The sequence below is a fragment of the Streptomyces sp. CA-210063 genome (assembly GCF_024612015.1).
In the GTDB taxonomy this organism is placed as follows: domain Bacteria; phylum Actinomycetota; class Actinomycetes; order Streptomycetales; family Streptomycetaceae; genus Streptomyces.
The window spans coordinates 3,929,597-3,953,497 of record NZ_CP102512.1; the positions used below are offsets into that span (position 1 = coordinate 3,929,597).

General features: G+C 72.1%; 12 protein-coding genes. 2 read left to right on the plus strand and 10 right to left on the minus strand.

The annotated features are described in order from the left end of the window. Positions 1-264 precede the first annotated feature (264 nt). The 4 genes from JIX56_RS16805 to JIX56_RS16820 all read right to left on the minus strand — a co-directional run bounded on the left by JIX56_RS16805 (position 265) and on the right by JIX56_RS16820 (position 7,505). Positions 265-2,046 (minus strand): GMC family oxidoreductase N-terminal domain-containing protein, encoded by a 1,782-nt coding sequence (locus tag JIX56_RS16805; RefSeq protein ID WP_257541562.1) that lies wholly within the window; start codon positions 2,044-2,046, stop codon positions 265-267. A gap of 106 nt (positions 2,047-2,152) precedes the next feature. Further along, positions 2,153-3,784, minus strand: a complete 1,632-nt coding sequence (locus JIX56_RS16810; protein ID WP_257541564.1) for a succinic semialdehyde dehydrogenase — start codon at positions 3,782-3,784, stop codon at positions 2,153-2,155. Between the two features lie 229 nt (positions 3,785-4,013). Next, a complete protein-coding gene (locus tag JIX56_RS16815) occupies positions 4,014-5,795 on the minus strand; it encodes a serine/threonine-protein kinase (RefSeq protein WP_257541566.1) in 1,782 nt (593 codons plus the stop codon). Between the two features lie 318 nt (positions 5,796-6,113). After that, positions 6,114-7,505, minus strand: a complete 1,392-nt coding sequence (locus JIX56_RS16820; protein ID WP_257541568.1) for a diacylglycerol/lipid kinase family protein — start codon at positions 7,503-7,505, stop codon at positions 6,114-6,116. Positions 7,506-7,846: 341 nt separating this feature from the next. Between JIX56_RS16820 and JIX56_RS16825 the strand changes: the two genes are divergently transcribed. Beyond that, positions 7,847-8,752 carry an alpha/beta hydrolase gene (locus JIX56_RS16825; protein WP_257541570.1) on the plus strand — a complete coding sequence of 302 codons (906 nt, stop codon included), beginning with the start codon at positions 7,847-7,849 and terminating at the stop codon, positions 8,750-8,752. A gap of 182 nt (positions 8,753-8,934) precedes the next feature. Here JIX56_RS16825 and JIX56_RS16830 read toward each other — a convergent pair whose 3' ends face one another. From JIX56_RS16830 to JIX56_RS16855, 6 genes are all read right to left on the minus strand, one after another. Continuing rightward, positions 8,935-10,608 (minus strand): serine/threonine-protein kinase, encoded by a 1,674-nt coding sequence (locus JIX56_RS16830; protein WP_257541572.1) that lies wholly within the window; start codon positions 10,606-10,608, stop codon positions 8,935-8,937. Between the two features lie 92 nt (positions 10,609-10,700). Next, positions 10,701-12,482 carry a serine/threonine-protein kinase gene (locus JIX56_RS16835; RefSeq protein ID WP_257541574.1) on the minus strand — a complete coding sequence of 594 codons (1,782 nt, stop codon included), beginning with the start codon at positions 12,480-12,482 and terminating at the stop codon, positions 10,701-10,703. A gap of 141 nt (positions 12,483-12,623) precedes the next feature. After that, the gene (locus JIX56_RS16840) at positions 12,624-14,336 is read right to left on the minus strand and encodes a serine/threonine-protein kinase (protein WP_257550923.1); all 1,713 of its coding nucleotides are present in this window, start codon (positions 14,334-14,336) and stop codon (positions 12,624-12,626) included. A gap of 175 nt (positions 14,337-14,511) precedes the next feature. Continuing rightward, entirely contained in the window at positions 14,512-17,310 is a 2,799-nt protein-coding gene (locus JIX56_RS16845) for a protein kinase (protein ID WP_257541576.1), read from the minus strand. A 380-nt stretch (positions 17,311-17,690) separates the two neighbouring features. Further along, positions 17,691-19,898, minus strand: coding sequence for a serine/threonine-protein kinase (locus JIX56_RS16850; protein WP_257541578.1), 2,208 nt, complete (start codon positions 19,896-19,898; stop codon positions 17,691-17,693). Between the two features lie 288 nt (positions 19,899-20,186). After that, entirely contained in the window at positions 20,187-21,893 is a 1,707-nt protein-coding gene (locus JIX56_RS16855; RefSeq protein WP_257541580.1) for a glycerol-3-phosphate dehydrogenase/oxidase, read from the minus strand. Between the two features lie 282 nt (positions 21,894-22,175). Here JIX56_RS16855 and JIX56_RS16860 point away from each other — a divergent pair, with 282 nt between their 5' ends. Next, the gene (locus tag JIX56_RS16860; protein ID WP_257541582.1) at positions 22,176-23,384 is read left to right on the plus strand and encodes a nucleotide sugar dehydrogenase; all 1,209 of its coding nucleotides are present in this window, start codon (positions 22,176-22,178) and stop codon (positions 23,382-23,384) included. The last annotated feature ends 517 nt before the right edge of the window (positions 23,385-23,901 follow it).

The window sequence follows — 23,901 nt, forward strand, 5'->3', positions numbered from 1 at the left end:
CACCTTCGCCACTTTCGTCACATGCCTCACAGAGGCCTCACCGGCCCCATCAGATCATGTACGTGACATCGAGCAGCAACCGCATTCATCTGTGACTCAGGTCACATGAAAAAAGTGTGATTGCAGGGGCAACCCTTCACACCACTCGCCGGTCACACCTGGCACACGAGAGAAGGACCCGCGCTCGGAGGGGGGTGCGGGTCCTTCTCCGCTGCTTCCGTTCCGCTACTTCCGTCCGCACATTCCGTCCGCTGCTTCCGCCGCTTACTTCTTTGGCGGCACCGTCGGCACCGGTACCAGCGGCAGCCGCAGCGCGCCGAAGGCGTCCGCCGGGACCGCCGGGTGCAGGGGCTCCACCGGACGGAGGCGTTCGTAGGTCGCGCCGGGGGCCGGGCGGTGGTCGGGCTCGCCGTTGTTGGGCCAGTACGACATCGCGCGCTCGGCCTGGGCGGTGATCGTGAGGGACGGGTTCACGCCCAGGTTCGCGGAGACGGCGGCGCCGTCGACGACCGAGATCCCGGGGTGGCCGTAGAGGCGGTGGTACGGGTCGATGACGCCGTCGTCCGCGGTGGCGCCGATGGGGCAGCCGCCGAGGAAGTGCGCGGTGAGCGGGGTGCCCATCAGTTCGCCCACATTGCTGCCGGCGAAGCCGTTGATCTCGGCGGCGATCGTGGTGGCGGCCGTCGAAGCGGCCTCGATCTGCTTGGGGTTGGGGGCGCCGTGGCCCTGCCGCGCCGTCAACAGGCCCTTGCCCAGGCCCTTGGGCTTCAGATGGGTGCTGAGGGAGTTGTCCAGCGACTGCATCACCAGGCCGATGATGGTCCGCTCCGACCAGCGGCGGTTGGAGAGGGAACGGGCCACCAGCAGCGGGTGCTTGGCCGCGTACGCCAGCCATCCGAGGACGCGGGAGGCGCCCGACGCGGTGCCGCCCGCGTACGGGACCTGGAGGATCGACAGGCCGCCCATCGCGTTGGAGCCCTTGCCGTAGCGGACCGGCTCGATATGGGTGTTCTCGTCGGGGTGGATGGAGGAGGTGATCGCCACGCCCCGGGTGAAGTCGACCTCGGGGACGCCGTGGGCCTTGCGGTAGCGGCGGTTGTCCGTCTGGGCGCCGACCAGGGCCTCGGAGTTGGTGCGGGTCAGCATGCCCAACCGGTCCGAGATGTGCGGGAGTTGGCCGCCCGCCTTCATCCGGTGCAGCAGGGTCTGGGTGCCGTAGGTGCCGGCCGCGAGAACGACCCGGCGGGCCTTCAGCACACGGGACGCACCCTTGCGGCGCTCGTCCGTCGGGAGGGTCGTGACGGCGTAGCCGCCCTGCGAGTCCTCGGTGACGGCGACGACCGTGGTCATCGGGTGGACGACCGCGCCCGCCTTCTCGGCGAGGTGGAGGTAGTTCTCGTTGAGGGTGTTCTTCGCGCCGTGGCGGCAGCCGGTCATGCACTCGCCGCACTCGGTGCAGGCGTTGCGGGCCGGGCCCGCGCCGCCGAAGTAGGGGTCCGCCACCTGGTCGCCGGGGGCGGCCTTCGCCTTGCCGTCGGCGTCCTCGCCGTCGCCGAAGAAGACGCCGACCGGGGCGAGGTGGAAGCTGTCGCCGACGCCCATCCGCTCCGCGGCGGCCTTCAGATGGATGTCCGACGGGGTCATCGTCGGGTTGAGCCGTACGCCGAGCATGCGGCGGGCCTGGTCGTAGTACGGCTTCAACTCCTCCTGCCAGTCGGTGATGTCCTTCCACTGCGGGTCTTCGAAGAACGGTTTCGGCGGTACGTAGAGGGTGTTGGCGTAGTTGAGGGAGCCGCCGCCCACTCCGGCGCCCGCCAGCACCATGACGTTGCCCAGCAGGTGGATGCGCTGGATGCCGTACATGCCGAGGGCGGGGGCCCAGAGGTAGTTCTTGAGGTCCCAGGAGTTCTTGGGGAGGGATTCCCGGGTGAAGCGACGGCCCGCCTCCAGGACGCCTACCGTGTAACCCTTCTCGGTCAGGCGCAGGGCGGTCACGCTGCCGCCGAAGCCGGAACCTACGACGATCACGTCATAGTCGTACGACACGTTTCTCCTCGTTGAGAACGGTCCTCGTCTGCGGGCCGTATGTGGTTGCTCGCGCTCACGCGGCGGAGCCGCATATCGATACGGCCCCGCGCCCCTCACGGGGCGCCTACCTGAGCCGGAGTGCCTTCATCACCCTCAGGCTGCGGCTCATGAACTGCGCGTACTTCTCGTCGTCCATGCCGAGGGACGGGGCCATCGGCAGCAGGCGCTGGTGGGCGACCGTCTGGGCCTCCGTGTACTTGAGGATGCCCTCGGAGCCGTGGCGGCGGCCGAGGCCGGAGTCCTTCATGCCGCCCATGGGGGACTGGACGCTGCCGTAGGCGGAGGCGTAGCCCTCGTTGACGTTGACGGTGCCGGCGCGCACGCGGGAGGCGACCTCGCGGCCGCGGCGGCCGTCCTTGGTCCAGACGGAGGCGTTGAGGCCGTACGCGGTGGAGTTGGCCTCCGCGACGGCGGCGTCCTCGTCCTTGAAGCGGTAGATGGAGACGACGGGGCCGAAGGTCTCCTCCGTGCACACGGACATGGGTTCCGTGACGCCGTCGAGGATCGTGGGCTCGTAGAAGTAGGGGCCGATGTCGGGGCGGGCCACGCCGCCCGCGACGACCTTCGCGCCCTTCTCCACGGCCTCGTCGACGTGGCGGGTGACGGTCTCCAGTTGGCGGTCGCCCACGAGGGAGCCCATCTCGGCGCCGTACGCGAGGGACTTGCCGAGGCGCATGGCCTTGGTGCGGGCGGCGAAGCGCTCCAGGAAGGCGTCGGCGATGGACTCGTGGACGTACAGCCGCTCGATGGAGATGCAGAGTTGGCCGGCGGAGGAGAAACAGGCACGGACGGCGCCCGCCGCCGCCTTCTCTATGTCGGCGTCCTCCAGGACCAGCATCGCGTTCTTGCCGCCGAGTTCGAGGGAGACGCCGACCAGGCGGGCGGCGGCGCCCTGGGCGACCTCGCGGCCGGTACGGGTGGAGCCGGTGAAGGAGACGTAGTCGGCGCGCTTGACGACCTCGGGGCCGATGACCGGGCCCTCGCCGAGGACGACCTGGAAGACCTCGGCGGGCAGCCCGGCCTCGATGAGCAGGTCGCGGGCCCAGAGCGCGGTCAGGCAGGTCTCCGTGTCCGGCTTCATCACGACCGCGTTGCCCGCGACGAAGGCGGGGATGGCGTCGCCGACGGAGAGCTCGAGCGGGTAGTTCCAGGGGGCGATCTGGCCGATCACACCGCGCGGGTGGCGGAGTTCGGTGACCTTCGTGAGGGTCGGTACGGCGCCTGCGTGCCGCTTCGGCTTCAGATAGAAGGGGGCCTTGCGGCCGTAGTGACGGGCGGCGACCGCGACGGCCTGGACCTCCTCGTGGGCGTGCAGACGGGCCTTGCCGGTCTCCAGCTGGATGAGGTCGAGCACCTCGGCCTGACGTTCGAGGATCAGGTCGTGGAAGCGGAGGAGTACGGCGGCGCGCCGGCGCACGGGCACCTGGGCCCAGACGGCCTGGGCGGCGCGGGCCAGCTCGTAGGCCTTCTCCACATCCTCGGGGGTGGACTCCGGCAGGTCGGCCAGCTTCTCGCCGGTGAACGGCGTGTGGTTGGCGGTCCGGCCGGAGCCGACCACGCCCTTGGTGAGCTGGGCGACCAGTTCGGGGGTGACCACATCGGCGGCGGTACGGGCGCCCTGCGGGGCTGCCGCGAGGGGGTTGGTGCCGGTCGTCCGTGCCGTGCCGGTCTTTTCGGGGGCCTGCGAGTCCGTCATGACGCGCAGGGTATTCCGGACCGGACGACTTTGGGTACCCGTCGGTAACAGGGTTTCACCTGGCGCACACACCATGCCAGTGATCGCTGGCAACGAAGTGGCTGATCAGCGCGTCGGGGGAAACCGTGCGTCCGCGAATGCGGCGTCGATCACTGCGCTCCGACCCTGCGTTCGGGCCCTTGCGTTCGGACCCTTGCGTTCCGATCCGTCGACCACGGCTGTCCGGCTTTCAGCCGCTTCCGTACCCGCCGATCCTCAGCCGGTCCCGCGCTCCCTTGAACACCGCCGTGCCCTTCTTCTCGTCCGCCGTTCCCTTCGGCATGTCCACGCGCAGTTCGTACATCCGGCGGTCGTCGGTGCGGACGATCAGCTCCATGACGCGGGTGGGCGTGCCGTCCTGGTAGTGGGTGGTGTCGGCGAGGACGGCCTCCTGGTCGTGGAAGCTCGTGGTGGTGTAGTTCGCCGTCGCCTTCACGTCGCGCGCCACGATGTCCGTGGCGTTCTTGGCCTGTTCCATGGGCGAGGCGGGCGCCTCGTCCCACTGCGTCAGCCGTACCCGGATGACCTCCTCGCCCTCGTAGGCGACCGTGCGCGGCCGGTCGTCCTCGCCGTCCTGGGCGCGGAGCCGTTCGTACACGGCGGGGAGGGAGAGGACGGCGTCCATGGCCTTCTCCTCATGGGGGATCCAGCGGACGCTCGCCGTGGGGCCGGGGCCGGAGCCGGTGGCGACGGGGTCGGAGACCGGCTCGGTGTCCTCGCGGGCGAGCGAGGTGCCGAGCCAGACTCCGCCGCCGGCGAGCAGGGCGCCGGTGAGGGCGGCGGTCAGGATGAGCCGGCCGGTACGGCGGCCTGGGCTGGGGCGGCCTGTACTGGGGTGGCCTGGGCTGGGGCGGCCTGTACTGGGGTGGCCTGGGCTGGGGCGGCCTGCGCTGGGCTGGCCTGGGCTGGGGTGGCCTGCGCTGGGCTGGCCTTTGGCGTGGGCCGTGCCATGAGCTGTGCCGAGCCGTACCGTCCGGGAGTCGTCGCGCGGCTGCGGTAATTCGGCGGGTGCCGGGTCCTCCGCGACCCGCACCTCCACCGCTTGGTCCTCTGTCACCTGGGCCGGCGCGCCCGGTGGGGGCGCGGGCCGACCCGCCACCGCCTCCAGCACCGCCCTCACCTCGTCGGCCTCGGGGCGGGCCGCCGGGTCCTTGGCGAGGAGGCGGAGGATCAGGGGCCCGAGTGGGCCCGCCCGTTCGGGTTGCGGGGGCTCGGTGGAGAGGATCGCGGCGAGGGTGGACTCCAGGGTCGTACGGCGGAAGGGGGACCAGCCCTCGACGGCGGCGTAGAGGAGGACGCCGAGGGACCACAGGTCGGAGGGCGGGCCCGCCGTGCGGTCCGACATGCGCTCGGGGGCGACGAACTCGATCGAGCCGACGAACTCACCGCTCACGGTGAGGGATTCCTCGCCCTGGACGTGGGCGATACCGAAGTCGGTGAGGACGACGCGGCCGTGCGGGCCGAGGAGGACGTTGGCCGGTTTGACGTCGCGGTGGACGATCCCGACGCCGTGCGCGGCGTGCAGCGCGCCGACGACGGCGAGGCCGATCCGGGCGGACTCGGCGGGGGTGAGGGCGCCGCGTCGGAGCAGTTCGTGGAGGGACTCGCCGCGGACCCACTCCATGACGATCCAGGGGTGGCCGTCCTCGATGACGACGTCGTGGATGGTGACGGCGGACGGGTGGTCGACGCGGGCGGCGGCGCGCGCCTCGCGGTAGAGGCGGTTGGCGGCGCGTTGCCGGTGCTCGTTCTCCGGGCCGCCGTCCGGGTGCGCCGGGTCCACGGGGTCGCCCGGGTCGCCCGGCAACCTGGGCTGTTTGACGGCGACTTCGCGCTCCACGAGTTCGTCGACGGCCTTCCATACAGTGCCCATGCCGCCGGAGCCGATGCGCTCGGTGAGGCGGTAGCGGCCGCCGACCAAGCGACTGCCGTACGGGGGTGCGTCGTGCGGATGTTCGCCGTCGTCGCTCATGCCACATCACTACCGTGCGGGAGCGGAGCTTGTCGATGTACCGCCCAGTAGGCCGAACGGCCGTCGTCAGCGGCCGGGCCGGGCCGGACTGAGATCGGGCCGGACCTGGATCGGATCGGGGTCGGGGTCGGGGTCGGGCCAGGCCGGGCCGATCGGGGCCGGATCTGGGCCAGACCAGGCCGGACCCGGATCGGGTCGGGCCGATCCGGGCCAGACGGGACCGGACCAGGCCAGACCGGGCCGGGCCGAGCGGGGTGCCGGGCCAGACCAGACCGGGCCAGCCCGGGCGGGGTGCCGGGCCAGGCCAGACCAGACCGGCTAACGCCTCCGGCTCCACCACTCCTGTACCCACCCGTACCGTTCGCGGTGCTTGGGCAGGGCCGTGCGGCCGACGGCGGCGGCGAGTTTGCGCAACCGGCGCCAGTCCAGGGGCGGTTTGGGCTCGGGGACGCCGGGGCGGTCGCGGGGGACGCGGACGCGCAGGGCCTTCCGCGAGAGCCGGCAGTGGACGGGGGTGGGCAGGACGAGGGCCTCGCCGTCGACGCCGACCTCGATCTCCGGCCGGTCGGCCTCGACGACGATCTCGTCGGCGATGAGCAGGCTGAGCCCGGGGGCGTTCGGGCCGAGGACCAGTCCGGCGGCCTCGGCGGCGCTGTCGACGCGGATGCCGACGACGCCCAGCACCCCGGCGTCGAGCCGCTCGCGGCGGCCGAGGCCGACGAGGTCGTCGCTGCGGTAGACGTTGTTGCTGACGAGGACGGCCTGGGGCGCGTCGATGACGGCGTCCCCGATGCGGGCGGTGAGGCGCGGGCCCCGCTGGTGCGTGAGCAGTTCGGGCAGCAGTTCCAGGGTGGTGCGGACCTTGTCCCCGCGGTACGCGGGGCTCTGCACGACGGCGGCGTACGCGCCGAAGCTGGCGTTGTTGACGAAGGGGTGGCCGCTCGCGTAGCCGAGGTCGACATGGAGTTCGACGCCCTTGTCGGTGAGGGCGTCGAGGCAGGCGGCGGGGTTGTCACGGTCGAGCCCGAGGTCCATGGCGAAGTGGTTGCGGGTGCCGGCGGAGATGACGAGGAGGGGCACGTCGTACGCCGCCGCGATGGCGGCGACCTGGGCCTGGGTGCCGTCGCCGCCGGCGACGCCGAGCAGGTCGGCGCCGCTGCGGACGGCGTCCCGGGCCAGTACGGCGACGTCCTCGTGGTGCGCGGGGTCGAGCAGATGGACCGTGGCGCCGAGGCGTTCGGCCTTCTCCTTCAGCCGGAAACGCTCGACCTTTCCGCCCCCGGACCTGGGGTTCATGATGAGGAAGGGGCGCGTGGGGGCGGGGGCGCGGTGTTCCGGGACATGCACCTGGTGGGACTTGGTGCTGCTGAGGGCGAACTTCCCGGACCAGACGGCGGTGCCCCACAGGGCGGCGGACACGACCACCACCCAGAGCAGGTTGACGGCGGCGAACCACCAGATGACGCCGACCGGCGCCGCCACGGCCAGCGCGCCCGCCGCGATCCGGGCGGCGCCCCGGCGGGTCAGCACCCACCACAGCGAGGCGACGGTGAGGCCGACGCCCAGGACGACCCCGGCGACGAGCAGGAGGCTCGCCTCGCGTGCGAAGCCGAGCGGCAGCAGTATGGCGAGTGCCGCACAGCCGAGTGCGGCCCTGGCCGCCCAGCGCTGTCTGGCGTGAGCCCGCACGTCCAGGTGTTCGATGCCCACGCTCGCTCGCCCTTCGCGCCGATCATGCACTTGACACGGCATGTTAGGTCCAGGGGGCCGGACAAAGCGATGGTCATCGGGGAGCCGGACTCCCGGGGGGCGTCGCCCGGCTGATGGCGACGTTCGCACAAGTCATCCACGACCCCACCAAGGTGTCCGAGCCGGAAATTGCAGACCAACTCCGGGGACCCGGTTTACGGTCGTTCGAGCGGGCCGCCTATAGTCCGGTTGCTCACGCAAGCAGGCCTTGTGAGCGCTCCCCACGCTGTGGACGTCTCGGTCGGATCCCGTGCCCGGGGACGACGTCGCCTGCCGTCACGTCACTCGAAGGGCAGGTAGCCGTGCGTCGGCTCTGGGGTTGTCTCATTCTCTGCGCCGCGATCGTCGCGGCCCTCCTCGTCACCGACTCGCGCGACAGCGAGGCGGCCGACCGTCACGAGACCACGTACTCCTACGGCTCCCACACCCGGCAGACCCTCGACGCCTACTGGAACGCCGCAGGTGAGGAGCGGGACAGGGGACAGCCGGGGATCGTCATCCTGCACGGCGGCCACTGGCACGAGGACACCGGCTGGGCCACCTGGTCGCGCACCTTCGCGGACGCCGGGTACGCCGTCTTCGACGTCGACTACCGGCTGAATGTCGACGCTCCCTGGCCGGCCCAGCGAACCGACGCGCTGTCCGCGCTGGACTGGATACGCGACCACGCCGCCGACTTCGACCTCGACACCAACCGGCTGGTGCTCCTGGGCTCCTCCTCCGGCGGCCAGATAGCCACCACCGTCGCGACCTACCGCTCCGGCGCCTACCGCGTCGACGGCGTGGTGGCGCTGTCGCCCGTGAACTCCCCCTACCGCGCCTGGCAGGACGGCAACGCCGCCACCGCGACCGACAGGCAGCGCAAACTCCGCGACAACGCCGTCATCCTGGCGCGCTGTTCCCCGGACGCGGCGGACACCGACACCTCCGCGCACCCGGGCTGCCGGGACACCTGGAACGACATGTCCGCCAAGAGCCGTGCCTCCGGCGGCGACGACGCCCCCATGTATCTGCTCCACTCCGCGGGCGACCTCGTGCCCGTCCAGCACTCGCTCGACCTCGAAGCGGCCGAGGAGACCGACCACAACATGCCCGCCAATGGGATAACGGTGGAGACGGTGCCCGGTTCCTCGCACGGCGGAGCACTGTTGGACGAGCCGGAGGTGGCCGATCGGGTCATGGCCTGGATCGCCGAGAGGACGTACTGACACCACTGAGACCGATGGACTGGTCTGGGTCCTCTTCCCGCACCCCTCCCCCGACGCCGAACCCCTCCGCCTCGGACGGCTCTTCGACGACGTCGTGGACGGCAAGGACACCGCCAAGTACCCGGCGATCACCATGACTGCTCCTGAGACGCGCCCCTGAGACGCGCCCCTCTGAGACCGGCCTACATCACGTCGATCTTCAGGTTCGCGATGGCCGTACGCGCGATCTCGCGCCCCTGCTCGGTGAAGTGCCCCTTGCCCGGATAGTCGATCCAGACCCGGTACATGTCGCCGTTGCTCGCCCGGTAGTACAGCAGCCGTGCCTCACGCAGACGCGGGGCCTGGGTGTCCGTGGTCGTGTAGACGATGGTGTTCTCGGCGGCCTCGCGGTCCTGGAACTTCGCCTCCTGCGGCCGCCCCTCGGGCCCGGGGTCGTCGGCGATGTCCAGGGTGTACTCGCCGTCCTTGACCAGTTCCCAGTCGGCGTACGCCTTGTCCAGCGCGACGCCCGGTATCTCGTTCTCCTTGTCGTCCTTCTTGATGTCCCGGTCGACGTTGATCCGGACCAGCCCGCTCGGGTCGCTGTACTGCGCGAACGTCCCGTCGGTGTCGTCCGGCTCGAACTCGTCCTTGACGAAGTCCCGGGGCACGCCGATGCTCGCGGCGACCTTCGTGCCGAGGTCCCGTTCCTTCCAGCCCTCCGGCAGGGGCCCCGCGAAGGGGTCGGCGATCACCAGGTACGCCGTCACGGCCGCCGCGACGACCACCGCGCCGAGCCCGGCGAACGTCTTGGCACCGACACGGATGCCCTTGCCGGTCTCGGCCGGGGGCCCGGCGACCTGGTGGACGACCTGGGTGGGGACGGGGGCCGGCGGGTTCGCGGCCGTCTCCAGCAGTTCGCGGACGCGGGCGGCGGTCGGGCGGCGCGCGGGGTCCTTCTGCAACAGGCCGTTGATGGCCTCGGCCAGCGGGCCCGTGGCGGAGGCGGGCGCCGCGGGCGTGGCGTTGAGCACGGACTGCAGGGTCGCGGGCGTGTTGCTGCGGCGGAAGGGCGACACGCCCTCCGTGGCGGCATAGAGGACGACGCCGAGGGACCAGAGGTCCGAGGCGGGGCCGGGCCGCTGGCCCAGCACGCGCTCGGGGGCGATGTACTCGGGCGAGCCGACGAAACCGCCGGTGTCCGTCAGATTGGTCTCGCCCTCGATCTGGGCGATGCCGAAGTCGGTGAGGACGACCCTGTCGTGGCTGCCGAGGAGGACGTTGTCCGGCTTGACGTCACGGTGCAGGATGCCGGCGGCGTGCGCGGCCTCCAGCGCGCCGAGCACATCGAGTCCGATTCTCGCCGCGTCACGCACCCCGAGGGTGCCCTCCTGGAGCGCGTCGCCCAGCGAACGCCCCCGTACCAGCTCCATCACGATCCACGGCTGGCCGTCCACGACCGCCACATCGTGCACGTTCACGACCGACGGATGATCGAGTCTGGCTGCCGCACGGGCCTCACGGCGCATCCGCTCGAAGGCGTTGGCCCGTTCACGTTCGGGAAGATGGTCCGGTATGCGGGGCTCCTTGACGGCGACCTCACGATCCACCGTCTCGTCCTTGGCCCGCCATACCGTGCCCATACCGCCATGCCCGAGCTTGGCCAGCAGCCGGTAACGGCCCGCGATGAGCCGCCCGGCACCGGGATCCTGCGGGGGCTGCGGCGACGGCGCCGCCGGTTGCGCGACCACTTGCGTCGGCTGCGCGTACGGATTCCCCGGGTACGGCCCACCCGGCTGCGGAGGTTGCAGTCCGAAACTCGTCGGCTCATCCGGTCCGTAGCCGGATCCGTAAGGGGCGCCCCCGTTGCTGCTCATGCGTTCATCTGTATCGCGACAAGCGCTCGGACATCCACCCCCGTCGCTTTCCGGTCACAGACCCGTGACGCGGAACGCCACTTATCTCCGCTTTAGTTACGTACGAAGGTGTCCACTGCCACGTCGAAGTACTCCTTCGCCTCGCTCACCTTCCCGACCGGCGCCGACACCCACACGTCGTACAGCCGCCCGTCCTGCTCCCAGCACAGGTCGTACGTGTGCCGGGGCCCCTCCGCCGCGCTGAAGCCGTCCCAGGTGAACTCCCAGAACGCGGCGGGCCGCCCGTCGTGCGTGATCTCGGAGACCCGGCCGTCGCGGTAACCCGGGTTCGTGGAGGGCCCCTTCTCGTGGGCGCGCCGCATCACCCCGGCCGGCCCGCCCTCCGCCGGGTCGTCGAACTTGATGCCGATCCGGATCTCCTGCCCCGGTGACATGTAGAAGACCCGCTCCCCCTGCGGCTCCCGTGTGAAGTCCTCCGGCACGGCGAGGCTGAAGCCGCGCTCGTCCGAGGCGAGCCGGTACCCCGAGGGCACGGTCGGCGCGGTGGCCGCCCGCGAACGCGTGACGGTGGGCGTGGCGTTCGCCGACGTACCGGACGTGGTCCCGGAGGAGCCGGAGTCGTCCGGGGCGCTGGGTGTGCCCGGGTCGCCCGAGTCCCCGGTCGTGCTTGCCGTGCCCGGCGTATGCGGTGCCGAACTGCTCGGCGTGCCGCCCCCGTCGGCGCCGTCCCGCATCAGCAGTGCCGCCGCCGAGACGCCCGCCCCGGCCATCGCCGCCACCAGCGCGGCCGCGACCAGCACGCTCCGCGTGGACTGCGGCTGCCGTTGCCGCGCGGGCTGCTCCCGCAGGGCGGCCGCCGGGCCGGGTGCGGGCTGCTGCCCCTCCTGCCCGGCCTCCGGTCCGTCGTGGTCGGCGCGGGGTGCGGCCGGGTACGGCACCTCCCGGTGCGAGCGCGGCGCGGCGCGGTGCAGATGCGGCAGGTCCCGCCGGGTCGGTGTGTAACCGGTCGACGTCCTCGGGGGCTTCGTCGCCCTCGGCGTACGCCCCGTCTCCCGGAAGGCCCGCAGCAGCCGCTCCGCCTCCGCCGCGTCGAGCCGTCGGTCCGGGTCGCGCTCGAGGAGCCCGCGTACGACGGGGAGCAGCGGCTCGGCCTGCGCGGGCGGCCGGATCTCGTCGAAGACGACCGCGTGCAGGATCCCACCCAACGAGTCCCGCCGGAACGGCGATTCCCCGCTCAGCACGGCGCACAGCAGCGCGCCCAGCGACCACAGGTCGGACTCCGGCCCGGTGCGGACCCCGGACATCCGTTCGGGCGCGGTGTACTCGGGCGAGCCGACGAAGGACCCGCTCTCGGTGAGCGTGGTCGCGCCGGCGACCTGGGCGATGCCGAAGTCGGTGAGGACGATCCGGTCGGTGCCGGCCTCCATCAGGACGTTCGCGGGCTTGAGATCGCGGTGCAGCACCCCGGCGTCGTGCGCCCGCCGCAGCGCGCCCAGCAGAGCGATCCCGATCCGCGCGGCCTCCCGCGCATCGACCGGCCCCTCGGCCGCGATCCGCTCCGCGAGCGAGCCGCCGTCGATCAACTCCATGACGATGTACGGACGTTCGTCCTGCTCGACGACGTCGTGCACGACGATGATGTGCGGATGACCGAGCCGGGCGACCGCCCGCGCCTCCCGCAGGGTGCGCTCACGCCGCTGCCGGGACCGCTCCTCCGGGAGCGATTCGTCGAGGGCCAGCTCCTTGACCGCCACCCGCCGACCGAGGAGTTCATCGGTGGCGCGCCACACGATCCCCATACCGCCGCGGCCGATCCTGGCCTCCAGCCGGTAACGACCCGCTATGACACGGACGTTCTCCCCCTCGGTCCCCATACGCCCCATCATGCCGCACCGGATCGGAACCCTCCGGTGCCGTGTGACAGGCCTGGCCGACAAGCGACGTACGCGCGTCCCGTGAGCGCTGCGCGAGCGCCGCGCGGGCGCTCGGCGTTCACACTTCGGGCGCTCCCACTTTCACTGCGTCGGCGGCCGCCAGCTGCGCAGCACCGCGTAGAACTGTTCCTTCGCCGTGTCCCAGTCCGCCGCCGGCGCGGACATGTAGATCGTGTACTCGACGCCGTCCCGGGAGAGATACATCTGCTCGATCGCCCGGCGCGGCCCGGGGAACTTGTCCTTCTCCACCGCGGTCCAGGTGAAGTCCCACAGCGCGCCCGGCCGGTCGCGGTAGATGTTCTCCTCCAGGGTCACCCGCTGGTAGTCGGCCCGCGTCCTCACCTGCTCCTCCAGATCGAGCTGGTGGTGGTACGCGCTGTCGAAGTCCGGCGAGTCGTCCACGGCGATCCGCAGGAAGTGGTCACCGCCGTCGGGCGTGTAGTCGATCTGCACCCCGTCCAGCTGCCGCTTCCACCCCTTGGGCAGAGCAAGGCTGAAACCCTCCGGGTCCTCGACCCGCTCCCACCCCTCGGGCACACCGCCGCCCGCCGACTCGGCCCCCTGGTCCCCGCCGTCGGTGCCGTCCGTCCCGGCCGTGGCGGAGCTGTTCCCCGTACGCCACTCGTCCGCATAGTGCATCGCGACGGCACCCCCGCCGCCGACGAGCGCGGCCAGCAGGACGACGAGCGCGACCGTACGACCCCGGCCGCGCCGCTTGGCGGTGGCTGCGGGGACGGGTGCGGCCTGATGAGCGGTGGCCCTCGGAGTGACGGGTGTGCCGGAGGCGGCGGTGGCCGCGGACATGGTGGGGTTGCCCGACGCATGCGTGCCGCCGCCATGCGTACCGTGTGCGCCCTCCGCGCCGTGCGCATCAGGCCCGTCGTGCGCACCCGGCGCCCCCTGGCCGCCCTGCGCGCCCCCACCGGGCCCCGCACCCCCCGGCTGCTGGGCAGGCACCTGCGCCTGCGCCGGCCGTGGCCGTCGCCCCTCCGCCGCCTCGGCGAGCATCCGCTCGGCCTCGTCCGCGCCGGGCCGTACGGCGGGGTCCTTGCACAGCAGCGCGGTGATGACGGGTCCCAGCGCCCCCGCGTCCGCGGGTTCGGCGGCCTCCTCGCTGACCACGGCCTGCATGGTGGTGAGCGGTGTGGTGCGCCGGAACGGCGACTTGCCCTGCACCGCCGTGTACAGCGTCGCGCCCAGCGACCACAGGTCGGAGGCGGGCCCGGGCTCGTGCCCGCGCACCCGCTCGGGGGCTATGTAGTCGACCGAGCCGACTATCTCCCCGGTCCGGGTGATGGTCGTGTCGCCCTCGACCTGCGCGATGCCGAAGTCGGTGAGCATGACCCGGCCGTCCTCGGCGAGCAGCACGTTCCCCGGCTTCACATCGCGGTGCAGTACGCCCGCCCGGTGGGCGGCCCGCAGCGCGCGCAGCACCCACATCCCGATCCGCGCCGCCTCACGCGCCTCGACGCGCCCCCGCTCCTTGACGGCGTCGGCCAGCGAGACGCCCTCGACCAACTCCATGACGATCCACGGCCGGTTGTCGTGCTCCAGCACGTCGTGCACGGTGACGACGGCCGAGTGGTTGATCCGCGCCGCCGCACGCGCCTCCGCCCGGGTCCGCGCCAGCAGTATCGTCTGCTCGTTCTCCGAGACGTAGAGCGCGGCCGTCAACTCCTTGACCGCGACGGCCCGGTGCAGCACCTCGTCGTGCGCACGCCAGACCCGGCCCATGCCGCCGCTGCCGATCGTGTCGACAAGCCGGTAGCGCTCCGCCAGGAGCAGACCCTGCATCTGATTCACGTTGCCCCGCAATGTTCTTGACAGGGTCACATTAAGGAGCGGCCCGCGGCACGGGGAACCGGCTCGGCCGCACAGAGACCGCACTGTGACGGTTCTCGCTTCCGCGAACGGAGCGCAACCTTCCGCCGCCGGACCGACAACGCGCCCCTCCCGCCCTCCGCCCCACTCAGCCGGTCACCCGATACGTGTCCGCCGCCTGCTCGTACAGCCGTGTGACCTCGTCCCGCTCCGCCTCCGGCCCGCGCAACTGCACCACGTGGTAACGCCCGTCGAGAAGGATCGCGAGATTCCGTACGAAGACGCCGCGCCCGTCGGAGTCCTGCCAGGTGAACTGCCCCTCGGCCGAGGTCACCCCACCCACCTCGATCAACCGCATCCCGGTGGACGTCGCCCAGGACGAGTCGCGGAACGGCTGCAGCTCGCGCTCGTCCTCCCGCTGGTACTTCAGCGGATCACTGCCGTACGTGTCCGCGCCGTCCCGCCCGGGGACGAGGATCAGCTCGAAGTCGCCCTGGGAGTACACGATCTGACCGCGCCCGTTCTTGGCGCTGCGGTCCCATCCACGGGCGACGGCGACCTGGAACCCCTCGGGGTCCTTCCGCAGGGTGAATCCCTGAGCGACATCGGGGTCGCCGGTCTGCGTCTGCGTCGAACCGGACGACTCCGACGGGCTCGCCCCGCTCTGGCCCTCCTCGCCGCCGTCGGGCGAGTTCGAGTTCTGGTCGGGCCGGGGCTCACTGCTCGCCTCCGGCTCCGGACTCGGCTGCCCGACACTGTCCGTACGGCTGCCCGTGTCGCTTCCCTCGCTGCTCGGCGTGGTCTTCGGCATGAACACCATGGCGTACGTGACGGCCGCGACCAGCGCGAGCAGGATCAGCAGGAGCAGGTTCCGGCCCAGCTTACGGGGTTGCGGGGGCTTCTGCCGGGCGCGCTTGTGGCGGGCGTGCGCGCTGGTCGCGGGCAGCCCGGCCCGGCGCCTGCGGACGAGTTCGCCGCGCCGCCGTACGATCGGCAGCCGGCTCGCGTCCACGGGCGGTGCCGGGACGACGTGCGTACCGGCCTCGGGCTCGGGCGCCGACCGCACCAGCGAACGCAGCCAGCCGCGCAGCTCCTCGAAGTCCAGCCGCTCGGTGGGGTCCTGACGCAGCAGCGACTCCACGACCGGCCGCAGCGGCCCGCACTCCTCGGCGAACGCGGGCGGCTCCGCGCACACCATCTGCACCAGCTCGGCGGTGTTCTCCTCCGGGTACGGCGCATGCCCCTGCACGGCCCGGAACAGCAACGCGCCCAGTGCCCACAGATCCGTGGCCGGCCCGATCGGCGCCGCCAACTGCCAGTTCTCGTGCACCGGCCCGGCCTGCTCCGGCGCCCACCGCTCGGTGACCGGCCCGACCACGGCCATCCGCGCCTGCCGCGCCCGCTCGGCCGCGAGCGCGGTGGCGGGCCCCCGGCGAGGAGCGGCGGCCGCACCGCGGTCCCAGGGGGGCGCGTCCGCGACCGGGGCGCCGGCATCCCGCACGGGATCGGCGTGCGCGCCGACGCCGTACGCGGGGTCGTCCTGGCCCCTGTTGCCGTACGCGGAGTCGCCGTACCCGGGGTCGAGACGCGCACCATGCCCCGGTGCCGGGTGCGTGCCGGTGTCATCGCCGTCGAAGGTGAAGGTGCCGTCGCCCCGGCCGCCGGTCCCGGACGGGCCGCCGTACGGTGAGGAGTTGCCGGATACCGGGGTCCCCCGGCCGTTGCCGCCCGGCGCGGGCGCCCCGCTGCGCGGCTGGGCGCCGTGCCAGGCGCTCGTGGGGCCGCCGTTCGCGAGGACGCCGTAAGGGTCGGCTATCTGGCCGAGAGGCACCGGGCGCGTCCCCGTACCGGGTGTCCAGTCGCCGTCCCGCCCGGACCCCGGCGCCGCCGTGCCGTCCTGCGGTGCCGGTCGCTGCGCGGGCAATTCCGTGCCCGGGCCGCCCCGTTGGTCGTCCTGCACCCGGGCCGCGGCCCGCGCCCCCGCCCGATACGCCGCGATCGCGCCCGCCCGCGCCGCCCGGGCGTCCCCGCCGGCCTCCAGCGCGCGCTGTCCTCCGGAGGGGTCCGTGACCGGCGCCGCCGCACTGCCCGCCCGCGCCTCTATCGCGGCCCGCCGAGCGGCTTCGGGATCCTCGACCCCGCCACCGGGCCCACCACCACGGGAGCCGCCGAACGTGCCGCCGCCCGCGCCACTGGGCAGAGCCCCGCGCGCCCCGGGAACACCACCGACGGGCGCCACCGGGCCACGCCCCGAACCCTCACGCCCGCCAGGCCCTGCGGCGGGAACTCCGGCCCCGCCCCCAGGCGCCCCCGGGCGGCCGTCCTCGAAGTCCCGCGCCGGCACCGGGTCGTACCCGCACAACGCCTCTTCCGCCGCCCCGGCCGCCAGCCCCGTGAGCATGACCCGGCCGTCGTCACAGACCAGCACCGTACGGGCGGTGATGTTCCGGTGCACCCAGCCATGGGCGTGCAACGCCCGCAGCGCGGTGAGCACGTCGGAGGCGACCTCGGCCGCCCGGTACGGGGTCAGAGGCTGCTCCGCGAGCAGGGCGGCGAGGGGCCGGGCGGACACCAGTTCGCTCACTATCCACAACGAGCCGCCCTCGGCGAACACGTCGAAGACCTGGTCGAGCCGGGGATGGTCGGGGACCTGCGCGGCGGCCTGCGCGGCCTCGATGGCCCGCCGTACGGCCGGTTCCGCGGGCCGGCGCGTGGGCCGCGCCGCACCCCGGCGCGGTCCGCCGTCCCGCGCGACATATCCCTCGGGCAACCCGTCCGCGTCGAGTACCTCCGCCTCGACGACCTCGGGCAACGGCACCTGCCGTACCAGGACTTCCTGCCCGCTGTAGGTGTCGAAGGCCCGGGTCTCGGCGAGTTCGTACTCGTCGGAGGGCGGCAGCGGCAGGCGATAGCGGTCGGCGAGCACTCGCCCCGCGTATTCGTCCACGATGCCCTCCCCCGACCGCCCGGTTGGTCAATTCCGCTCGCCCTGCGTCGCGTTCCGTTCTGGATGCGTAAGGTCCGCAGCCCTTCACGATACGTGCCGGAGGCAACTCACATTGAGTCGATGCGATATCTCGTTCGTCTCGAATGCGCTCGAACGCCCTCGATCTTCCCCGGAACAGCCGTCCCCGAACTCACCCGGCGGGCAGAACTCCCGAAGCCGAACTCACATCACCGGAGCTCACCCCGCCCCACACCCCCGCACGCCCCCGGACGGCACCCCGAACCGAGGCACGGAGCCGCACGTCGCCCCCGCCTTCAACGCACCGGCGCACAACAGCCGCACCGCGCGCGCTCCCCCGCGCAGGGGCGCGGCCCGTCAGCTCACGACTTGGGCTCGAAGGTCTTCGTGAACGTCCGCCAGGTGTCCTTGCGCAGCTCACCGCTCCACTCCGACGCCTTCGCGGTGTACATCAACGCGTAACCCTGCTGGGAGTCGACGACGAATCCGCGGTCGATCGACCGGTACTTCGTTCCGCTCTCCACATAGGTGAACTCCCAGTCGGCCGTGTTCCAGCCCCGGTAGTCCACCCCCTCTATTCGGATCCGCTTGTACTGGGAGCGCGTCATGTACCGCTCCTGGTTCTTCCAGTCCGCGACCGGGTCGTTCTTCGGGGTGGTCGTCCACCCGACGAGCAGCCGCTGCCCGGCGGGACCGGAGAACCGGGCCCCCGCGTCGTCCGTGGACTGGTACTTCCACCCGTCGGGCAGTCCGATCGAGAACCCCTGACCGCTCTTGTACGTCTCGGTCGCGATGTCTCCCGCGTCCCCGGAGCCGTCACCGTTCACCGACCCGTTCGACCCGCCCGAAGGACTCGGCGAGCTGCTGCCCGCCGACCCGGTCGCCCCGTCGGCCTCGTCCGTCGTGTCACCGTCCGGACTGGCGTCGGACGCCTTGCCCTTGTCGGTGTCCTCGTCCTTGTCCGCGGCGTCGCTCCCCGACGCCGCCCCGCTGGACGCGGCCGCCTTGGTGTCGGCGCCCTTGCTGTTGTTCGACGTGTCGCCGTCGTCGCCGAGGGTGAACGCCAGGACGGTCCCGAGAACGGCCAGCACCACGGCCACCGCGATGACCGCCAGCGTCCGCCGCGACACCACATCCGTGATCGGTGCCCTGGGCACCGGCCGCGGCGGCAGATCCGGCGGCGGCATCTCGGGCCACCCGGAAGTCCGCCCCGGCGAAACGGAGTGGCCCACTCCCGCGCCCGTCCCTGCGGCGTCGGCGCCACGAGCCCCGGCCGCCCCGGCCACGGGCTTGCCCGCGGCCGCGCCCGAGCCGCCACTGGCCCGGCCGGCCTTCTCGGCAGCCGCCCCCGACGAGACCCCGACGGACGCGGACCGCGCCGTGACAGCCGCCGAAGCCGCAGCCGCGGCCGGAGTGGCCTTCGAGGCCCTCGTCCCGCCACCGGCCCCACCGGAACTGCCGGAGGAGCCACCGGAACCGCCGCCGGCCGTACCGCTCGTGGCCCCGCCGACAGCTCCCGCCGCGCCACCGGCAGCCGCAGCCGCGGCCCCTCCCCCGGACGGGCCCTTCCGCATGGACCACCGAGGCGCACGCGCCCGCTCGCCGGCCGCCTTGGCCCCGGCCCCGCCGGAACCACCCTTCTTGGGACGCTCCTCCGGCACCGGCGGCAGCGGCACGACCCGCGTCGCGTCCACCGGCTCGACGTCCTTCGGGTCGGGCGCGTGGATCACGGTGTTGAGCATCGCCCGCGCACCGGCGTCGTCGAGCCGCCGCTCGGGGTCCTTGGTGAGCAGCCCGAAGATGACGTCCTTCAGCGCCCCGGCGCGCTTCGGCTCCGGCACCGGCTCGGTCATCACCGCGGTCAGCGTCGCTATGGCCGACCCCTTGTCGTAGGGCGGCACCCCCTCGACCGCCGCGTAGAGCAGACCGCCGAGCGACCAGAGGTCGGCCGCGGGGCCCGGCTTGTGCCCGCGCGCCCGCTCCGGCGAGATGTACGAGGGCGCGCCCACGAGCATGCCGGTCGAGGTGATGGAGGGGTCGCCCTCGACCTGCGCGATACCGAAGTCGGTGAGGACGACCCGCCCGTCGTGCTTGTCGATGAGCACGTTCGACGGCTTCACGTCCCGGTGCAGGATGCCCTGACGGTGCGCGGCCCGCAGCACGTCGAGGATCGCGAGCCCCACCTCGGCGGCCCGCCTCGGTTCGAGCACCCCGTCCTCACGGATGACCTCGGCGAGCGACTTGCCCTCGACGAGCTCCATCACGATCCACGGCCGGTCGTCCTCGTGGACGACGTCGAAGACCGTCACCGCGGCGTTGTTACGGATCCGCGCGATCGCCTTGGCCTCGCGCAACGTGCGCGTGATCAGCCGCCGCTTCTCGTCCTCGTCGATGCTCGACGGGAACCTCAGCTCCTTGACGGCGACCGTACGGCCGAGCGTCTCGTCCTTCGCACGCCACACCGTGCCCATGCCGCCCCGACCGAGCACCCCTCCCAGCCGGTACCGCCCGGCGAGGAGACGTGCGTCCTTGTCCTGACGGGATTCCCCAGCCCGCTCCGCCTCCGACATGCGTCCCCTCATACAACCCGCCCTGACAGAGCCTCCATTGTCACCCACCCGCCAACCGCCCCACGCCCAGGGCCCCCCTCAACCAGCCACCCCGCCTCCAGGCCCCTCACGACACCCACCCACACTTCACAACCGGCGCCCGGCTTCAGCCCGTCCGGCGTTCGAGGACAAGCCCGTTCAGGGCGACAGCGGGGGTCTGGGGACGCAGCCCCAGGGGACAGGAATGGGTAGGGGCGGCGGGGGCGAGAACAACACCCGCCGCACCCGGCGCCTACGCACGCACCCCGACTACAACGGCACGATGTCCGGCGCCCCCAACCGAGCCGCATCCGCCGTCAGGTCGTCCGGCTGCCGCTGCGACTCCCGCTCCGCCTCCACCCTCTTCCGATAATGCTCGACCTCCCGCTCGATCTGCCCCTCGTCCCACCCGAGCACAGGCGCCATCAACTCCGCCGCCTCCCGCGCACTTCGCGTCCCCCGGTCGAACGTCTCGATCGAGATCCGCGTCCGCCGAGTCAGCACATCGTCGAGATGCCGCGCCCCCTCGTGCGAGGCCGCATACACCACCTCGGCCCGCAGATAGTCGTCGGCGGCCTGCAACGGCTCCCCCATCGACGAATCCGCGGCGATCAGATCGAGCACCTCCTCGGCCGCGGACCCGTACCGGTTCAACAGATGCTCCACCCGCACCACATGAAGCCCCGTACTCGCCGCGATCCGCGCCCGCGCGTTCCACAGCGCCCGATACCCCTCGGCCCCCAGCAACGGCACATCCTCGGTGACACACTCGGCGACCCGCTGGTCAAGCCCGTGCACAGCGGCATCGACCGCGTCCTTGGCCATCACCCGATAGGTCGTGTACTTCCCGCCGGCCACCACCACCAGCCCCGGCACCGGATGCGCCACGATGTGCTCGCGCGAGAGCTTGCTGGTGGCATCCGACTCCCCGGCGAGCAACGGCCGCAGCCCCGCGTACACACCCTGTACGTCGTCCCTGGTCAGCGGCACGGCCAGCACCGAGTTCACATGCTCCAGCAGATAGTCGATGTCCGCGCTGGACGCCGCCGGATGCGCCTTGTCGAGGTCCCAGTCGGTGTCCGTCGTGCCCACGATCCAGTGCCGCCCCCAGGGGATCACGAACAGCACGGACTTCTCGGTCCGCAGGATCAGCCCGGTCGTGGAGTGGATCCGGTCCTTGGGTACGACCAGATGGATGCCCTTGGAGGCCCGCACGTGGAACTGCCCACGCTCCCCCACCATCGCCTGGGTGTCGTCGGTCCACACCCCGGTGGCGTTCACGACCTGCCGGGCGCGGATCTCGTACTCCCCACCGCCCTCGACGTCCTGCACCTTGGCCCCGACCACACGCTCGCCCTCGCGCAGGAACCCGGTCACCCGCGCCCGGTTGGCGACCTTCGCCCCGTACGACGCGGCCGTGCGCACCAGCGTCGCCACATAGCGGGCGTCGTCCATCTGGGCGTCGTAGTACTGCAACGCCCCGACCAGCGCGTCCTTCTTCAGACAGGGCGCGATACGCAGGGCGTGGTGGCGCGTCAGATGACGATGCAGCGGCAGCCCGCGCCCATGCCCGCGCGCCATCGACATCCCGTCGTACAACGCGACGCCCGAGCCCGCGTACCACCGCTCCCAGCCCTTGTGCTGCAAGGGGTAGAGGAACGGCACGGGCTTCACCAGATGGGGGGCCAGGCGCTCCAGCAGCAGTCCGCGCTCCTTCAACGCCTCCCGCACGAGGGCGAAGTCGAGCATCTCCAGATAGCGCAGACCGCCGTGGATCAGTTTGCTGGACCGGCTGGAGGTGCCGGACGCCCAGTCACGTGCCTCGACCAGGCCCGTGGACAGACCGCGTGTCACGGCGTCCAGGGCTGTGCCCGCGCCGACCACGCCGGCACCCACGACCAGCACATCCAGCTCGCGCTCGGCCATACCCGCCAGTGACTCGGCTCGCTGCGCCGGTCCCAGTGCCGCTGTCCTCACCGCTGCCTCCCGCTGGTTGTCGCGCTGGCCTCACCTGTCCCTGCCTGTCAGGCAAGACCCGGCTCACATCCCCCTGCCCAGAATTCTGACCGTGCTGCCCGAGTTCGGCCACCACCCGCCGTCAGCCTGTGGATAACTCCACGTGACGCGCGCACAAAAACAACTTCCCCAATCCCGCATATCGGTCATATTTACGCCTAGTGTGACATTGCGCTCGCTCATCCAGTCCACAGGGCTTGCGCGCCTGTCCCGCTTCGGTTACTGGGAAGGACGGCCCACGCCATGCCCGCAGATCTCGCCGTCATCGGACTCGGCCAGTTGGGCCTGCCGCTGGCCCAGGCCGCCGTCGCCGCCGGCATCCCCACGCTCGGTTACCGCACCGGCCACGAGTCCGGCTCCCTCACCCCCGGCGAACTGCGCCGCATGCTCGCCCGCGGCTTCAAGCCCACCACCAGCCCCGCCGAACTCGGCCGCGTCCGTACGGCCGTCATCTGCGCCCCGGCCTCACTGGGCGCCGACGGCTCGCTCGACCTCACCCAGGTCGAGGAGGCCGCCCGCACCCTGGCCGCCCGACTGCGCCCGCACACCACGGTCATCCTGGAGTCCCCGGTCCACCCGGGCACGACCGGGGAATTCCTCCGCCCGCTCCTCGAAGAGGGCTCCGGACTGCGCGCGGGCCGCGACTTCCACCTCGCCTACTCCCCCGCCCGCGTCGACCCGGGCAACCGCGACTTCGGCCCCGCCAACACCCCCAAGGTGATCGGCGGCCTCACCTCCGCCTGCACCGAGTCGGCCGCCGCCTTCTACGGCCGCCTCACCGACAAGGTGGTACGCGCGCGTGGACTGCGCGAGGCGGAGACGGTCCACCTCCTGGAGACCAACTATCGCCACGTCAACATCGCCCTGGTCAACGAGATGGCCGTCCTCTGCAACGACCTGGGCGTGGACCTGTGGGACGTCATCCGCTGCGCCGAGACGAAACCCTTCGGCTTCCAGGCCTTCCGCCCCGGCCCCGGCGTGGGCGGCCACGCCCTCCCCCAGGACCTGTCGGGCCACGCTCCCCACTCTCTCCGCATGGTCGAACTGGCCCAGCGCGTCAACAACCGCATGCCCCAGTACGTCATCCAGCGCGCCGCCACTCTCCTCAACGAGCACGGCAAGTCGGCCCGAGGCGCCCGCGTCCTCCTCCTCGGCATCACCTACAAGCCCGACATCCCCGACCAACAGGGCACCCCCGCCGACGAGATCGCCCGCCGCCTCATCCAACTCGGCGCCCACGTCAGCTACCACGACCCCCACATCCCCACCTGGAGCGTCCTCGACCGCCCCATCCCACGAGCCGACTCCCTCTACGAGGCCACCGCCGACGCCGACCTGACGATCCTCCTCCAGCACCACCGCACGTACGACCTCCAGGGCCTGTCGGTGAAGGCCCAGCTCCTGCTGGACACGCGGGGGGCTACGCCCACTGGGGCGGCGCACAGGTTGTGAAAGGGGCGCACGAGACAACCCTGGCCTCCGGGGCTGGTGGCAGAGGACGCCCCACGCCGGTACCGTACGGAAACAGGTGGAGCCCGCCGCAGCAGGCACTGCGACGAGCTCCAGGATGGTTCACGGAGTGTCCGCCCCTAGTCCTTATGGGGGCGGCCGCTCACCATCCGAAAAGCCGCAAGATCCACCTCCTCCGGCACTGCACCATCCGAAGACGGAGTCGGTCCCAGCGGGTGGGCTTGCGGTGACGTCCCATGGGCGCCCCCTTCCACGACGCCGCCGATAGCCCGGTAGGCGGTCCGTTGGAATTCGGGCCGGGCCCCGAGGGCGGGGTCCGGACCGTGTCCTTGGAAGGGGGCTCCCAGAAGAACCTGGGGCGCCGGACACGAACGCTATCGCCCAGCTACGCCCATTCGGCCCACATTCGTCCCAAACGCAACCACGCGCCCCCACCCACAACGCACGCCCCCACCAGCCCAGCTGGGCACACAAAAGGGCCCGGTCACCCTCAGGCAAC

Coding starts and splice junctions, on each gene's coding strand:
- JIX56_RS16810 (WP_257541564.1), bottom strand. CDS start 3,784: ATGACGGACTCGCAGGCCCCCGAAAAGACCGGCACGGCACGGACGACC.
- JIX56_RS16815 (WP_257541566.1), bottom strand. CDS start 5,795: ATGAGCGACGACGGCGAACATCCGCACGACGCACCCCCGTACGGCAGT.
- JIX56_RS16830 (WP_257541572.1), bottom strand. CDS start 10,608: ATGAGCAGCAACGGGGGCGCCCCTTACGGATCCGGCTACGGACCGGAT.
- JIX56_RS16835 (WP_257541574.1), bottom strand. CDS start 12,482: ATGGGGACCGAGGGGGAGAACGTCCGTGTCATAGCGGGTCGTTACCGG.
- JIX56_RS16840 (WP_257550923.1), bottom strand. CDS start 14,336: ATGCAGGGTCTGCTCCTGGCGGAGCGCTACCGGCTTGTCGACACGATC.
- JIX56_RS16850 (WP_257541578.1), bottom strand. CDS start 19,898: ATGTCGGAGGCGGAGCGGGCTGGGGAATCCCGTCAGGACAAGGACGCA.
- JIX56_RS16860 (WP_257541582.1), top strand. CDS start 22,176: ATGCCCGCAGATCTCGCCGTCATCGGACTCGGCCAGTTGGGCCTGCCG.